12 protein-coding genes are annotated in these 16639 nt (G+C 44.6%); 3 read left to right on the top strand and 9 right to left on the bottom strand.

Features of this window, described 5'->3' with window-relative positions:
- Positions 1–5 precede the first annotated feature (5 nt).
- The 7 genes from ACE38W_RS21185 to ACE38W_RS21155 all read right to left on the bottom strand — a co-directional run bounded on the left by ACE38W_RS21185 (position 6) and on the right by ACE38W_RS21155 (position 10604).
- Complete coding sequence (locus ACE38W_RS21185; protein WP_375834359.1) at positions 6–1652, bottom strand: hypothetical protein; 1647 nt, start codon at positions 1650–1652, stop codon at positions 6–8.
- Between the two features lie 18 nt (positions 1653–1670).
- Positions 1671–3017, bottom strand: coding sequence for a DoxX family protein (locus tag ACE38W_RS21180; protein ID WP_375834357.1), 1347 nt, complete (start codon positions 3015–3017; stop codon positions 1671–1673).
- A 19-nt stretch (positions 3018–3036) separates the two neighbouring features.
- The gene (locus ACE38W_RS21175; protein ID WP_375834354.1) at positions 3037–4389 is read right to left on the bottom strand and encodes a RagB/SusD family nutrient uptake outer membrane protein; all 1353 of its coding nucleotides are present in this window, start codon (positions 4387–4389) and stop codon (positions 3037–3039) included.
- 15 nt (positions 4390–4404) lie between these two features.
- Positions 4405–7524, bottom strand: coding sequence for a SusC/RagA family TonB-linked outer membrane protein (locus tag ACE38W_RS21170; RefSeq protein WP_375834352.1), 3120 nt, complete (start codon positions 7522–7524; stop codon positions 4405–4407).
- A gap of 589 nt (positions 7525–8113) precedes the next feature.
- Entirely contained in the window at positions 8114–8797 is a 684-nt protein-coding gene (locus ACE38W_RS21165) for a hypothetical protein (protein ID WP_375834350.1), read from the bottom strand.
- A 165-nt stretch (positions 8798–8962) separates the two neighbouring features.
- Positions 8963–9514 (bottom strand): RNA polymerase sigma factor, encoded by a 552-nt coding sequence (locus ACE38W_RS21160; RefSeq protein ID WP_375835088.1) that lies wholly within the window; start codon positions 9512–9514, stop codon positions 8963–8965.
- Between the two features lie 241 nt (positions 9515–9755).
- The gene (locus tag ACE38W_RS21155; protein ID WP_375834347.1) at positions 9756–10604 is read right to left on the bottom strand and encodes a hypothetical protein; all 849 of its coding nucleotides are present in this window, start codon (positions 10602–10604) and stop codon (positions 9756–9758) included.
- 266 nt (positions 10605–10870) lie between these two features.
- Between ACE38W_RS21155 and ACE38W_RS21150 the strand changes: the two genes are divergently transcribed.
- Positions 10871–11317, top strand: a complete 447-nt coding sequence (locus ACE38W_RS21150; RefSeq protein WP_375834344.1) for a lipocalin family protein — start codon at positions 10871–10873, stop codon at positions 11315–11317.
- 94 nt (positions 11318–11411) lie between these two features.
- Here the strand turns inward: ACE38W_RS21150 and ACE38W_RS21145 are convergent, their stop codons facing one another.
- Positions 11412–11684, bottom strand: coding sequence for a hypothetical protein (locus tag ACE38W_RS21145; protein ID WP_375834342.1), 273 nt, complete (start codon positions 11682–11684; stop codon positions 11412–11414).
- Between the two features lie 60 nt (positions 11685–11744).
- The gene (locus ACE38W_RS21140) at positions 11745–14249 is read right to left on the bottom strand and encodes a right-handed parallel beta-helix repeat-containing protein (RefSeq protein WP_375834339.1); all 2505 of its coding nucleotides are present in this window, start codon (positions 14247–14249) and stop codon (positions 11745–11747) included.
- Positions 14250–14671: 422 nt separating this feature from the next.
- On the opposite strand from ACE38W_RS21140, the gene ACE38W_RS21135 reads away from it, so the two are divergent.
- Together ACE38W_RS21135 and ACE38W_RS21130 are read left to right on the top strand one after the other, a co-directional pair.
- Positions 14672–15244 (top strand): hypothetical protein, encoded by a 573-nt coding sequence (locus ACE38W_RS21135; protein ID WP_375834337.1) that lies wholly within the window; start codon positions 14672–14674, stop codon positions 15242–15244.
- Between the two features lie 434 nt (positions 15245–15678).
- Entirely contained in the window at positions 15679–16470 is a 792-nt protein-coding gene (locus tag ACE38W_RS21130; RefSeq protein ID WP_375834335.1) for a hypothetical protein, read from the top strand.
- Positions 16471–16639: the final 169 nt, after the last annotated feature.

Genomic DNA, 16639 nt, shown 5'->3' with positions numbered 1-16639 from the left:
CTACGTTAGTATTTCCCTGCTTTCAGTCCTGGTTCGGTCAAAGCATAATGCCTGTCTACACGCTCCAGTACTACGTATATATCGTTCTTTTCTTCATCCTTGCCCGTGAGAATAATTTTACTACCATCCGTTGTCTGGTAGCTCACCACGAAACGTTTACGTTTCTCTTTTTTAGGCGTGGCAGCATAATCCCTGGCACGGCGGGTACTCAGCGCACGTGGATCTATTTTAAGAGACTCATCACCGATATTTTTTCTGGCATTGTCAGGTATCCAGCTTTGTTGCTGTGCATTTTCGGTGACAGTATCTTTGGAAGGTAAGCCAGTACCGAGATTGAAGTCGGTGCCACCATCTCCCCCCACACCTGCCGTTCTATTTCTTCTATCAGGTATATCCTTGTATTTATCTTCCAGATAAAGGGTATGGTTTACTTCATCAGCATAATAGTGGAAAGCTCTTTGTCCACCAGCAACGCCTGTAATTTCAAAGGTCCGGTTTACATCGCGTTGCGGATCACCGCCACCATTGCTGAGATCCAGCTTATGTGGTTTGTTGACCCTGAATGTAAAAGTAGACCAGTCTTCAAAAGTAGCCTCCTGCCAGCGGGTAGTATCCAGCGGATTGTAAGGCAGTACCTGGCCATTTATACGAAACTCGGTCACGTTATAGTTGCCACGTAATTCTTTTATACCCGCCACAGAAGGCTGTTTATAAGGGTCATACAGGAAGTTCACTAATTGCAGATAAAATAATACGAACAGAAACAGGAAGATGGTAAATGATTTCAGTGTGATCCTGGCAATGGTCGCAGCACGGGACAGACTCGGATAAAAATGATGCGGCGTTATTGAGCGCTCCAGTATCAATAGTCTGAAGATATTTGGCACATCTTCTATTAACAGGAATGCCGCCAGTAGTACGAAATAACTGCTATATACATGTACGCCGCCATCATAGGCAAAGTTGACATACACAATATCTCCAAGGGCTGCGAATAACAGTATCGCACCTACGGTGGTCGTCTTCCTAAAAAATAATAATGTACCCGCAGCTACTTCTACTACGCCGGCAAATACCTGGTACCAGGGCACAATGCCTATGGAGAGCCAATAAATCTTTTGTGCCGTAAAATCTCCAAAGTTGGTATTGAGCAAGCCCAGTGAAGGGTAAGGCATTTGCAATGGCAATAATTTGGTAAAGCCAAAGCCGATGATGCCGATCCCAGCTCTATACCTAACGACTACACGTAGCCAGTAGTATAAGGTGGTATATTCCTGTCTGGGTGATTTTCGTATATACGCTACCGATGTCCATAATAATCCTGCAGCAGTAGCCACCAATGCGGTAATGATCCAGTTGGCGTAGCCTAAGAGCGGACTACCAAAAATAGTATTACCGAAGAAGTTGATACCAGAACCAAACCTGGCGATATCATAGAGATCGCGGTAGTTGAGATGCAACCAGTTTAATCCAGCCAGCTGCGTATACCACTCTGGTGTATTAGGGATGGAGATGGCAATAAAGAAAACAAAAGCAATCCTGAACAGCAGCCGTTGATAGAGCTTCCATGGCGCTGCTGCAGTTGGTAACGGAGGAAGCTTAGCAGTGTCGGTTTCCTGCGATTGCACAAAGCTTGTTGTTGAATCAGCCATAAGGCAATTATTTATAAGTTAGAGTTTCAATTTCTTTACACGACCACCGGCAGCCTCTTTGAGCAGATATTTCTTCGGCAGTTGATCTAATACAACATATATGGAATCACCAGCAGCCGTGCGACCAGAGAGCCCCAGTTGGTGTTCTCCTGTCCTTACCAATCGCAAGGCAAAGCTGTCAGCTGGATAGTGAGGATTTTTGTTAGTCAGGTAAAGACGATCGTGTAGCGTATCAGCGATGTAGCTATAATAGCGTCTGCCATTAGTACCTTCAGATTCGTAGGTGCGTACTTCATCTGCTTTAGGTACACGATGCTGGTTATTTTCATCAATTTTTACAGGAAGATTTGTGCGAACACTCAGCGTATTCCATTCCTCAAAAACCACGTCCCGCCAACGAATGGAGTCGGCAGGAGCATAAGCCAGTGTGTCATTATTAAATATAAATGTGCGCACATTGTAGATGCCAGCTAATCCCTGTAAACCCTTTGTTGCGGGATATTGATATGGATCATTCCTGGCGCCGTTACTTGTTTTCACGCCATACACGACAATAAACAGCAGAATAAAAAGTCCTTTCAATCCTAATCGGACATTTCTCCAACCTCCTGTAAACACTGGCTGGTAGGAACCAGCAGCGGTTGGCAACTGCAACACCAGTAACCTGAAAATGCGTAATGCATCATAACTAAAAATCAATAGCGCCAAAGTAATGAGATACAAGCTGTACACAGTATCACCGCCATCATAGGCGATATTGGAGACAAATACATTTCCACAGAAAATCAGGAAGAGGAATGCCGCGATGCTGGCTGTTCTTCTATACAATAATAACAATGCCAGCAGGATCTCAACTAATCCAAGAAATGATTCGTATCCAGGCACGATGCCGAGACTCAGCGAGAAGAGCTTCCAGCGGTTAAAGTCGCCATAGGCAGTGTTTAAATTACTTAAAGAAGGATATGGCGACTGCAGAGGGAAGAACTTAATATAGCCATAGGCTAACACAGCGAGGGCAAGCCTGTAGCGCGCAAATACACGCAGCCAATACCAAAGTTGGTGATAGCTTTCTGTACGGTTATTATCGATGTATGTCCAGATGGCAGCTCCCACTAACGACAGCAGCAGCAGGATACCCCAGTCCGAAAAAGTTGCCGGTGAAGGTTCTATATGCGTTGAGTAATGCGCGAGGTTAAAGAAATCCTGATATTGAATATTACTCCAATCAAGTTTAAATAATGTTTGATAGAAATTACCATCCAGGGGAATTATCTGTAACAAAAAATATACAAACACCACTCTGAACAGCAGCTTCTCAAAATGTTTCCAGCTGCGGGTTTCAGCGGAGAGAGAAAAAGAATTCATATTGCTGGATTTTTGATGATCATTGCGGATTTTGGGTGAGCTTACCATTGGACAACACAATTTCTTGAGCTGGTATTGGGAAGAGATATTTTTTAGGATCGGCGACACCCAGTACAATACCTGCGCGGTTAGTGCGTACCAGATCAAACCATCGATGTGGTTCTAACGCAAACTCTATCCTTCGCTCATTTTCAATGGCGAGCAAAATATCCGCCTGCGTAGTTGCAGTTGTTGGTGGCAGCCCCGCTCTATCACGCACTGCATTCAGCGGCACTATTGCTTCTGTGAGTTTATTCTGGTTCGCCAGCGCTTCTGCATAGATAAGGTATACCTCTGCAATACGGATGATGTATGCCGGATCTGTAGCGGGGCTTCTGTAATATAGATTGCCATACCAGAGGCCAGCAGAAGTTTTAGCTACCAGTACATTTCTATTGCCACCAACAGCCGGATCATTTACCAATGCTACGAAAGCATCATTAGGCGCCCATTGGCGTGTACCTCCGTTTGCTGGTGGCTGCCAGTAGTTACGGTGACCGTTAGTATACGTGGCACTGAAAGACAGCTCAAACACGGACTCTTTTGTAGCTATGGCACTGGCAGGCGAAAAGAAGGAAGAGAAAGGCTTTAACAGCTGATAGAAATTTTTATCTGCCAGGACCTTTGATGCATAGGCCGCTGCATTGTCCCACTGGCTGCGATAAAGGTAGTATCTGGCTTTGAGCGCCCATACTGTTTCGAGGTTAGCTCTCACAGGATTGGCTACAGCAGGGAGTTGCAGCAGTTGTTCAGCAGCGTTAAGGTCTGTAAGTGCCTGATCATATACGGCAGACTGCGGGCTCTGTTCAACGTTTACTTTATCCGTCACTGCCAGTGTAGGCGTAAGCGTTATCTGTACATTCCCCCAGGTTCTGGCCAGGTCGAAATAGCTGAGCGCACGGATAAACAGGGCCTCTCCTATGATCTGATTCCTGTCTGCAGTGGAGAAAGTAGCATCTGTTACCAGCGGCACTTTTGTGATCACATGATTAGCACTATTGATAGTGGCGTATATTCCAGCCCATACACTGGCGAGGTTGCCGTTATCAGCAGCAATCTGGTGAGTGATAAATTGCTGTATGACAGACTGGGAGCCTGTCCATTGAATATTATCACCAGGAAGATAGCCAAAAGTCTGAAAGAGGCTACCATAGTAGTTATCCGCTGCCAGCTTTCGATAGGTACCGCGTAAAGCTGTCTGGGCGGAGGTTTTGTCAACGATGGTAAGTTCGTCAGAAACAGCATCCTTAGGCTTTACTTCCAGGAATTTATTGCAGGACATCATCCACGTAGATGTCGCGAAGAGTATACTATATAGAAGAATTCGTTTCATAGTTATGCAGTTGAATTATAGTGTGAGATTAACACCAGCCTGTACACTGCGCGGCTGTGGCGGAGTTCCGAGGTCCAGGCCTTGAATGGTTTGAATAGAAGTAACATTAGCTTCAGGGTCTGGGCCGGTATATTTGGTGAGTAACCAGAGGTTACTACCGATCACGTATACACGTAGTTGATGTATACGAAGGCGCTGGCTGACCGATTTTGGAACGGTGTAGCTTAACGTTACTGTTTTCAATCGCAGGAAGGAGCCATCTTCCAGGAAGCGGCTGTTCTGATCCACCGTATAATTGAGGCCATATGATGTGAGACGAGGTACGTTAGTAACATCGCCTGGTTTCTGCCAGCGATTAAGCTGGTCCGCAAAGAGTACGCGGTTGGCATCACGGGTACCGCCGCCTTCACCAAAGAATTTATTCAGGTTATATACGTTGTTGCCATACTGATATGAGAACAACACACTCAGGTCAAATCCTTTATAGGAGAAGGTGTTACTGATACCACCAAAAAATTTAGGCATGGCATTGCCCATTACTTGTCTGGCAGATACCGGCAGTTTACCATTTTGTTCACCAGCAAAAATCACGTCACCAGTTTTACTATCTACCCCTAATTGTTTATATAACCAGAAAGAGTACATCGGCGCGCCTTGCTGCATGATAACCCAATCTCGGTTATACTGATATATTGGGGTGGGTAATTTTTCGATCCTGTTTTTATTACCAGAGATGCTGAAATTGGTATTCCAGGTAAAGTTTTTATTGGAGATATTGACGGAATTAATACCTACTTCATATCCTTTATTACTGATTTCGCCAGCATTGCTATTGAAGGAACTGAAGCCAGTGGAGCCTTGTACGGGCAAGCGAAGTAATACGTTGGTCGTGTATTTATAATAGAGATCTGCGGTAAGGGTGATACGACCATTGAAGAGGCCGAGATCTATACCAGCGTTGGACTGGCTGGTCTTTTCCCATTGGAGGTTTTGGTTAGACAGTTGTTGCGGTGCTGTTCCTGGCTGATCGCCGGTACTACCATCGGGGTATCCCCAACCACCGCTCCAGAGGCCTTGGGAGGCGAAGTTATCGATGCCTGCCTGATTACCGGTAACGCCGTAGCTAGCCCGGATTTTAAGGTCGCTGATGCGTGAATCATCTTTCAGGAACTTCTCTTCTTTGATACGCCAGGAGGCTCCTACTGCCGGGAAGTAGCCCCAGCGCCTATCCTGTCCGAACTTGGAAGAGCCATCTGCTCGGATGCTGGCTTCGAGATAATATTTACTAGCATAGTTGTAATCGATGCGGGAAAAGAAAGAGGACAGGTTTACTTTAGTCCATGTTTGCCCTGAAGTTCGTATAGCCGCCGACGATATATCCTTATAGGAATTGCTGGCGAAGCCAGTACCTTGGGCGGAAGTAACAGCGATGGTATTACTTTGAATGGTATTACCTACAAGTATTCCGAGGAAATGCCCGGTGGCTATCTGTTTGCGATAGGACAACGTCTGTTCATTTATCCATGCTGTGTTCTGCGTGATGGCAGAAGTAGCCAAACCATTGGTGGGCGCCGATCCTAGCTGGGTAAGATTATTCCAGTATTCAGATTCGTTGTAGTTATTATAATCCAGGCTGAATGTTGTATGAAACTTTAGGTCGGGCAAGATGTTGGCATCTGCATAAATATTACCGATATAACGCAAGCTGGTGGTGTTTACATCATAATTGTTGATGAGTACTTGTACGTTATCAAAACCGGCCCAGCGGGCGGGTGTGCCGTCTGCATTTACTTCTGGCAGATAGGTTGGCGTATGTAGGGCAGCCTGCAAAAGTCCGCCCTGTGGACCGTCTCCGGAGCGTCCCTCGTTGCGGTAACTCCTGGAGAAGCTGTTGCTGGTACCGACGGTGATACGATCGTTTAGGCGTTGGTCCAGGTTGAGTTTAAAGCTGACTCTATCAAACCACATGGGCTGTAATATAGACTCCTGGCGGGAATAGCCACCACCCATATAATATTTCGTTTCTTTATTACCACCGGAAATGGAGAGATTGTAATTCTGTAAACTGGCATGTCGGAATACTTCCCCAAGGCGGTCGTAGGTTTGTTGTTCTTCCGGGAGTCCACGCGGGGCAGGACTTGCAGTAGGATTATCTGTTTTTGCGCGGAAGGGTAGATTACTATATTTAGCGATACCAGCAGCGTCGCCAGCGGCTTTAGCGTCGGCGAGGGAGTTACGATAAAACTCATTGATCAATGCAGCGTGTTGCGGCCCGGTAGTGAGATCCCAGAGTTTAGGCGCCCAGGCGGTTCCTCCGGAAACATCTACGTTAAGCTTTGGCTTTGTGTTATAGGTACCATGTTTTGTGGTGATGATGATTACGCCGTTTGCGCCGCGGGAACCGTAGATGGCAGTGGCACTGGCATCTTTGAGTACTTCTATATTTTCGATATCCGCAGGATTGAGATCTGCGAGAACTGAAGTGCTTCGCCCACCAGTGTTTACCGATTGCAGGCTGGTGTTATTGATAAACACGCCATCAACGATATACAGCGGGTTGTTGTCAGCATTGATGGAAGTGGTACCACGTACTCTTACGAAAACGGCGTCGCCAGGAACGCCGGTATTGGAATTAATCTGTACGCCGGCGGCACGTCCCTGTAGTTGCGCATCGAAGCTGGCTACAGGAACGTTGGTCACTTCGGAGCCTTTCACTGAAGAAATAGCACTGGTGAGATCACGTCTTTTCTGAGTACCGTATCCTACTACCACTACATCATTCAGTTGCTGTGAAAGCTCAGAGAGTGGGATATTGCCGGCGTTGGCTTTGTCCACATAAATTTCTTTCAGTTGATAACCAAGGGAGGAGATAATATATATCACGGGAACTTTCTGTCCTGTTCTAAAGAAGAAGTCGCCCTGTTGGTTGGTTTGCACTTCATGGGTAGTTCCTTTAATGTGCACAGTAGCGCCTTCCAGCGGTTGAGAAGTTTTCGCGTCTATCACTTTTCCTGAGAGGGAAATGTTGTGTTGAATGATGCCTTCCTGATTTGTTTTTGTTTGATTTTGTGGCTGCTGTCCTATGGAGATGTAGGGCAATAGCAGTCCTAAACTGCATGCAATAGCAATTTTCATTATCTTTACTTTGGTATTAAAAAATAAGGCCGGTGCAGGTATTACGATACCGCACTGTAAAATGTCCGACAGCCTTTTTTGCCAGCCGGAACTGCGCCAACAGTTCCGGCTTTTTTATTTGTGATTAGTGTTGGTTCAACATCGGAAGTCTGTCAGCAGACAGTTGAGATGTGAGTTGGAATAATTTTTTATCATGGTAATTCTGGTTGTTCGCATGTTAGGGGCCAGCATGGAGGATGAAAATGACAAGGGCCTACCCTTTTCGCAAGAAAGCCTGCCGGTACAATAATACAATATTTTTCATAAAGTCTACAATTTTAGTGGACTAATTAATTAAAACGGTATTAAGCAGAGGACGATAATTGTGCTAACGGTAAAGGCTATATGTTAACAGTCAGGGAGATAGCGTTGCAGGCAGGTGCTGGTGGTCGGGTTGGGTTAAGATAGAAATAACATAGTAGCGTATGGAAGTTTATGGTTATCCGATGTATTCCTTTTACGTCGCGAGGCTTGGGCATGATTTCAACCGGGATGTGAGAAGATAACCATGATACTTAATTCGTATGTCATCAGCGTGATGCTGCTGCCATTACTGTTTACCTTTTGTGGAGTCTTTGATCACGGAGATTTTATAGTCATCATCTGAGATTCCTTTTACGCCGCGAGGTTTGGGAGGAGCTGGTTTTGTTTGTACGGGTGGATTTTCCGGTACATGTTGTTGTGCAGGTTTTGTTGGAACACTGTCTGGGATAAATATCGGCATTACGCGTAGTGGTCCAGATTCGAATGCAGGCGGCGGTATTATGGAATCCTTCACGACGATGGTGTCGGGTATTGGTATACGGGAAGGCTTCTGTTGGGGTTTTACCGGAATGATTTGCATAGTATCCATTTCCTGTATGGAATCGGGCGGTGGAGGTATTACAGGAGGATTGATTTGTTGGGTGCTATCTGTTGGTTTTATTGGTTGAGATGATATATTTGAATGAGAATAGAAGAACCATACTGCAATGGCGATGGCGATAATAGCTCCCAATCCGTACCAATTCCAGGGGTTTGGTTTCGGTTGGGACGCAGGCATTGATTCCGGAGTAGACTCAGGGGCAGCCTCGGAAGGAGACTGCGGAGTGGACTCAGGATCAGTATCAGGAGCATCGGCCACAGCATCTAATTGGGCTGCAATACTAGCCCATATGCTGTCCTCCATATTAGGGACAGGCACTTGATCCAGTTTGGCGGCCAATAATTTTTCGTATGGTGTGGTACTATTCACGTTGTTTTATGTCGATATTAATTTTCGTTGATTAAAAAACTTTTGTTTCAGTCTTGCGCCATCTAATTGTGTTTCTGCTTCTATTCAATTGGGTGGCTATTCAGTTTAATATTAATTGGTACTTTCCTTCTTTTCTGATTCAACTGTAGTTCCAGGTTTTACAACTCAACCGGGTGGTTTTCTTTCTGTTCTGACCGGCATTAGTTTTTGTTGTAGTATTTTCCTGGCTTCACTGAGGTGCCATTTACTGGTACCTTCGCTGATATTCAATTGGGCGGCTATTTCTTTATGTGTATGCCCATCGATGGCAAATAGTACAAAGACGGCGTGGGTGGCGGGTGGCAGTTGCCGGACCAGGTGTAAAATTGCAGCGGCATCGGTTTTCTCTATGACATCGTTACTGATGGCGGGTTCTTCAACTGTTTCCAGTTCCAGGCTAACGAATTTGCTGCGTTGTTTAATGTGGTCCAGGGCTTCATTAATCACGATTCTTTTCAACCATCCATGCACGTTACCTTTCGATTCATCGAAGGTGTTGATACTACGGAACATTTTAACAAAGGCATGGGCCAGGATATCAGCTGCTTCGTGTTCGTCGACGGCGTATCTCATGGCGATGGCCATGGCGAATCCGTACAACTGACGATACAGCTGCTCTTGTGCCTTCCTATTGTTTTTACGGCATTCAACAATAATATTGTATAACTCCTGTTCCAGTACCTCTGAATAGTTAATAGCGGTTAATAGCTAAATTAATACTATGCGGCAACGTAAATCATCCATGATGAATGTGCGTTGCGGTTCTAGTAGTTATGCAATAGCCGGGGGGGTAATTTCCCCGACATTGCGAGAATTATTTTTAATAATTAACTTATGTTATTAGACTTGTAAAGTCTGCTTAGCTAAGCCTTTGGCTAAGCTTCATTTGGCAGGTTATTCCCTCTGTTCAGGGTTATCACTACCATTTTGCATCCTTTACTTTTCTGGCAAAAATGGCGGTACCGATGGCGCTGATATTTAATCTTTCGCTGGCATCGAGTTCTTTGTAGAACCAGATATTTCTGTCTATCAGATCTATAATGGCCACTACCCCATCTTTGGTACTGAGTTCATATCCTGAAAAAAGTTTAAATGGCAATTTACCTTCTTTACCGTTGGAAAGGGCTGTTTTCTTAATGCTAAGTGGTTTCAGATAAATAGTATCGGAACCATCTGTGGCGATGCCACTATCTTCCTGACGGGCATATGCAAATGGGTTATTATCGTGCTGGGCTTCGCGGTCGTATATATTAGACAGCAATAGTTCCCAGTGGTTAATGCCATTCTCATTTTCCGGCGTGATGATGGCGGAAAATACATAGGAATGGTACTGGAGCATTTCGAAGCCATTGAGGATATCCCGAGGCTTGGTAGCCTCATATTCCACTTTGCGGTTTAATTCTCTTTCATGCGCAAATACATTGAGAACGGAATGCCCATCAGAGATACTATACCTGAATTTAGCCTTTTCCTGTTGCATGGTTTCGGAGACCTGTACACCGACCTGGTTCAGGAAGAGGTTTTCCAGGAAAAAGTTCCTGGTGCGGCCCCGTGCTGGGGAGCTGATATGGATGCCTCTTTTAATTTTGGAGGTAGTGATCCCGGATACCTGCATTTTATTCCCCCTTGCACCATTTACATGTTCCATGGTGGCTTGTTCTTTAAAGGCAGCGGGTATCGCCAGTTTCATGGACGTCCCACAACTCACCAGACTGGCAGCTCCAGTCATCAGCCCTGCTACAGTAGCGTTCTTAATTAACCTCAACATTTAGCGGTTCACTTTAATTGTCTCTTAAAATCCTCACCGGTATAATATATATGCAACCTTTCAATTTCTCCTTTGCGGAGGTAAATATAGTTATCGCTGCAAACAATCCATATACCCGGCATAGGTTGTCTATTAACCAATACCCTAATTTTTTCCCAAAGGTTGGGTCAACAGAAAAAAATATTTTTTTTCTCTTTTCCCCAACCATCTCCTACCTATCAGGGGTACTACTATCAAACACATGTTTTATCCATCAAACGAAAAGTATGAAAACAGCTAGTATTAAATGGGCATTTGTAGCCTTGGCATCCGGAATCATGTTCTCTTGTCAGAAAGACAAAAGTGAATCAACTACACCTTCCTGTGAAGTTAGTATGAACGGCCTGGCCGGCAGTTACCGCCTGACCGCATTGGAATATAAATCAGCCACCAATGCCAGCCCGGTAGACTTCCTGGCTTCCATGGATGCCTGTGAAAAAGATGACATCCTGACCCTGAATAGCAATGGCTCCTATAAATATGACGATATGGGAACCGTGTGCAGTCCTTCCGGCACGGAACAAGGTACCTGGACAGTGAGCGGCAAAACCCTTACCAGTGATGGTATCCTGTCTGGTACTGTAGCCAGTTATGATTGTAAAACGCTAGTCTACTACGTAGAAAATGCGCTTACTAAAGGAGACAGATTCACCTACACGCTGGTGAAAAAATAAAAAAGGGAACAGGATAATTACCTCATACCCGATAAATAAAAGTAATAAAGGCTGTGACGCTAAGGTCCAGGACCTGGGGCCAGGGGGTTTTGCTCTACGCCTCTGGTTCCCAGCAATCCTGAAGTTCCAAAACTAAATAAGGATTCCATAATTTCTTCAGTGTATCTCTAGTAGTTAAAAAAGGCTGACCAGTTCCCTGGTCAGCCAAAATTGAAACTCCCATTATTGCTTGTTGGAGTGGTATAATGCTGCTTATACCTGCAAACAAGGGCATCATAGTTATTAAATAGATGATGCCCACTTGCGGGTCTACAGCTAAAGAAACGGTGATACCATAGCTATTCAATAGTCTTTCATAATATTTCAAATACGAACAAATTGCATAACGTATAGTATTAAAAATGCACTGCGAAGGAATTGCTTAAATCTATTGCTTGATCAGCTGTACACTCTGTGGCTGTTTATTGACAACCAAACGTACTACATAACTACCCGCAGTTAATGCTGCAGAAGGTAACGATACCTGGTAGTTGCCAGCTGGCAGCGATTTATTTTGCACCAGCTTTAGTAACACGCCAGTATTGCTATATAAACCTATCCACACCATACCGTCTTTAGGGTTGGTATACTTCAAAGTAGCATCGCCGATAGCCGGATTAGGATAAATTGTCGCTGTAGCAGCATTAAGATTATGTGTCTGACCATATGCATTAGCGTATTCACCACTTGCTGTCATAGCATCACTGCTTATGGCTGCAAGAGAGCTGGCAGTGCAGGATCCAGCGTCGGGTGAGGTTCCGCCTACCTGCATCCAGTCTATGATCGCGAATTCTTTAGCTTCGGTAGTTTCAAGACGGATAATATTGTTACCAGCAGCCAAACTAACATTTACCAACGCAGTGGTATTCCAGGCGCTCCAGCTGCTGGTTACAGGAAACTGTACATTGCTGACCACCGTGCTGCCATTCACCAATACCCTGGCAGTGGTAGAAACAGTACTGCCACCATTGGCATAGCGCCACTGTAAAGTATATGTACCAGCAGCAGGCACACTAACGGCATAGTTTACGCCTTTGGATGCGGAGTTAGACAGGTTGATATAATAGCCGCCGTAAGCACCGGTATAGGTGTTCTGCCGACTTCCGTCTGCACTACAATAACCACCACTAGCCGTGGCCGCATCATCGATCAGTAATGTATTTCCTGTAGAAGTGCTACTGAAAGCAGCTGTCACACTTTGGTTGCTATTCATTGTAACCGTTGTACTTGTAGATGATCCACTGGCACCACCGCTCCAGCCAGAAAAGCTATAACCACTCGCGGGAACTGCGGTCAAGGTCACTACTGTACCTGCAGTGTAAGACGTTGCGTTAGGACTACGTGTTATACTTCCGCCTGCCGATGGTGAGGGAGTAGTGGTTAATGTATAAGTGTTAGTGCCACTTGAAGTAAAGTTGGCAACCAGCGATTTATTAGCATCCATCGTGATGGTAACTGCCGCAGTGGTGGCCGTACTGCTACCACTCCAACCATTAAAGGTAAAGCCAGAAGCGGCAGTAGCTGTAACTGTAACCTGCGTACCAGCAGTATAAGACCCGCCGGAAGGAGAAATACTAATAGTGCCAGCACTTGTAGGTGTAACACTTGTACTCAGACTATAAGTAGTGGCAGTTGTTCCGGAATATTCCCTGGCGCCCAAATCAGGAGCAGCGCCATTAAAGGTGATGCCAGTGGTGGTTACGCCGGCATCGATCATATCGCTTCCTGCTGCCAGAGCCAGGAAATTGCCCAGCTGCGGAGTTCCGTCAGCACTGCGTGTAACATTTGGCGTTAGTGTTACAAAGTCTGCACTACTAATAACCAGGGTTCCACTATTAGTGCTTACATTATTTTTCCACCATACATTGGTATTACCCACATCAGTGCCATTGCTTTTGTCGCTGGCACCAGCGCTGAGGGAAATATTATTCTTAAACGTAGCTGTACTACCTGTGCGGAAATTAAAATTGGACTCAGCATTGTTGTAACTGGTGTTATTAGTCACCTCAATATTGCCGGGATTATCGTTGTCTGTAAAGCCATGGTGTCCATTACCAAAGGCGATGCACCTGCGAACGATATGATTCACTGCTATGCCTGAACCACCAAGTTTAAAGCCGTTCTTGTCACCACTACCGGAAGTACTTCCGGTAGATAGTACGCCGTTGTTGTAGGAAATACAGTTTTCAAGGGTCACTGCGCCAATAGGACCAGTATCAGTTTTAGCATAAAAGTCCCAGCCATCATCAATATTGTTATGGGAAACGCAACCTCTGAAAACGTTGCCCGTGCCGCAGGTGAGCTTTGCTGCAAAGCCATCGGCATTTTCATTGCCGGGGTCCTGGTTGTCGAAAGCTTCACAGTTCAGCACCTGATTGTTAGAAGGCCATGTAGCCAAGGTGGCATTACTTGTTTTGTAGCGACTCAACTGTAAGCCGGAGTCCCGGTTTTTTGTGAAGATGCAATTAGAGATAATGTTACTGTTCCCAGAAAGTAGCATACCATTGTCGCCGGCGCCCTTAAAAGTAATGCCGCTGATCGTCCAATAGTCGCCATCCAGCACCACCCCCCTGTTGGCATCCGCAGTAGCCTGACCACTGAAGTCCAATACAGGAATTTCGCTGTTGTAGGCAACAATACTTTTGCGTGCAGCTGATGTGCCATTGTTATTGTCTGCAATAACAATAGTAGTACTGTAACTGTAGGTACCACCACGCATATAAATAGTGCCACCAGCAGCTACAGTAGCGATGGCATTATCAAGGGTGGTTGGTGCGCTGACAGATGTGCCTGGGTTGCTGGCACTTCCTGTGGGTGAAACATACAATACTTGTTGGCTTTTTGCCAGGTTAACAAGGAGTAGGCAAAAAACTGCGAGTAAACAATTTTTCATAACGTAAGATTTTCACAGAAATTATAAAACTTATCATGGCCTTACTCGCTTTTCAAAGAATATATTTACGCAATCGTAATCGGGAACGATTGCGTAATATTTTTTAACAAAACCCACTGAAACACCACCGCAGTATGGGATGCAAGCTTTTGCCAATCCTGAATACCGCACCACCATATGTGTATCTCATTTGACTATTTTAGTCAAGAAAATTAAAACAACGTTTATACACTGACGTTATAAAATACATTGTACAAAATCATAAAATCTGAATAAACATCAGCACGCTAAAGGAATGTTAATTTTAGGCTTTACCAGCCACTGCATTAGCAGAGTTTAACGCTAGATAACACTTTCATGAGGCTATCCTATGCTAACTTTGGATTGCAAAAACGATATTGTTAACTACAAAAAGATATGCTATGAAAAAGGTTGTCATGGTTTCTGCTGTTGCGCTGATGGCTGCACTCGCAGCCAGCGCCCAAACAGACGTAGCACTCACAAATATCATCCACACAGACAAGCTGGAAGCCAAAACATATAAACGTGAAAAACGTGAAGAGAAAAAACAATTGAGAGAGCTGCGTGGTGCGCATGTTAGCTACCTCTCTAAAGAAGGATTCAATATAGACTTCGATCATGTAACAGATGTATCCTGGAGCAGAAGCAATTATTTTGATGAAGTATCCTTCAAGCAAAATGGCGTGGCTAAACAAGCTTATTATGATGCAGATGGTCAACTCGTCGGTACTACTCAGATCAAATCATTTACAGTCATTCCCGAAAATGCCCAACGATTAATCATGAAAAAATATCCGGAATATCAAATCGGTACAGTCATTTTCTTTGATGACAACGAATATAATGATACCGATATGTTACTCTATGGTGTTCAGTTTGATGATGAAGATAATTACTTTGTAGAAATGTCCAAGGATAGTCAAACCATGATTTTAAGAGTGAATTCATCCGGGGATGTGAGCTTCTTTAAGTAGTAAAGTGTGGATCATTAAAAAGCCTGTAAATACTCAAAAGTACACGCAGGCTTTTTTTGTTTATCCTCATTTGATCGTATTTTAGTTTGCACAAGCTCACAGTAACCATGCAGTCAGGGAGAAACAAATTCCGATTAATAATAAAATTCTTCCCTACCGGTTTATCAAAACGGATTTCTTCCGCAAGAATATCCGTAAAACGTTGCCGCACAAACACAAACAACACCTCGAAATCGTGCTAATGACCGATGGCAGCGGCTTTCATTGGATAGTTGATTTCCAGTACGAAATTCGTCCGGGAGTTATTTGTATTATTTCGTAAGACCAGGTACATATTAGGTATATCAGGTACTACCGCCTTTGGGAAGCCGGCACCAGATAAAAAATGGGTTTTCCCAAGGATTTTGTATCTTTTGCCCTGGTAATATTATTATATGAAAGGTTTTACATTATTGTTCCTGTTATTTGTGCCATTTTTGGGCTTTTCCCAAAACTCGGTAAATAACTACAAATACGTGATCGTTCCTGAGAAGTTTAGTTTCCAGAAAGACGACAATCAGTATGGCCTGAACTCTACCACGCAGTTGGTGCTGGGAGGAAAAGGCTTCAACGCCGTGCTAGACAACAAACAAATGCCTGCTGAGCTGGCAGGTAACAGATGTAGCGCACTTACTGCTGATGTGATCCAGCGCAAGGCCTTATTTGTGACCAATCTGACGGTAATCCTGAAAGACTGCCAGGGCAACATCCTTTTCAAGAGCAAGGAAGGAAAAAGCAGAGAGAAAGATTATGGCGTGTCATACAATGAGGCGTTGAGAGATGCACTTTCCTCTCTGGACACCCTGCATTATGACTATAACGGTACCACCTATACGGCGCCGCAGCCATCTGTAGCTGTCCAGTCAACGCATACCGCTCCGGTGGCGGCTCCGACTACTCCTGCAGCCCAGTCACCTGTGATGCAGCCAGCACCTGCTCCCGCCGAAATGTCGAACAAAGAAACCAATGGCAAAACATTATATGCGCAAGCTACTGCCAATGGCTACCAACTGGTAGATACTTCACCGAAAATTGTACTGACCTTATACAAATCAACTGCCGCTGAATACTTTATCGCCGATAACGGCACCGATAAAGGAATTGTGCTCAAACATAATGGCGAGTGGTATTTTGAATATTATAAAGACGGAAAATTAATTACTGAAAAATTGAATGTGAAATTCTAATAAAGTAGTACGATTTTCTTTAAATAACAAAGGGGACTGAATAGATTGAGGTGCCCCCAAAAAGTTAGACACTTTTTGGGGGCACTTTTATGGATAAAAGAATAAAATACAGTTCATCGCAAAAGTTAATAATAGTCAAGGCAGTTATATCAGGAAAAGAGTCCTGTTG

It is taken from the genome of Chitinophaga sp. Hz27 (assembly GCF_042263525.1).
Taxonomy (GTDB): Bacteria; Bacteroidota; Bacteroidia; order Chitinophagales; family Chitinophagaceae; genus Chitinophaga.
The sequence above is the reverse complement of the archived record's forward strand: the minus strand, read 5'-3'. Positions and strand labels throughout refer to the sequence as shown.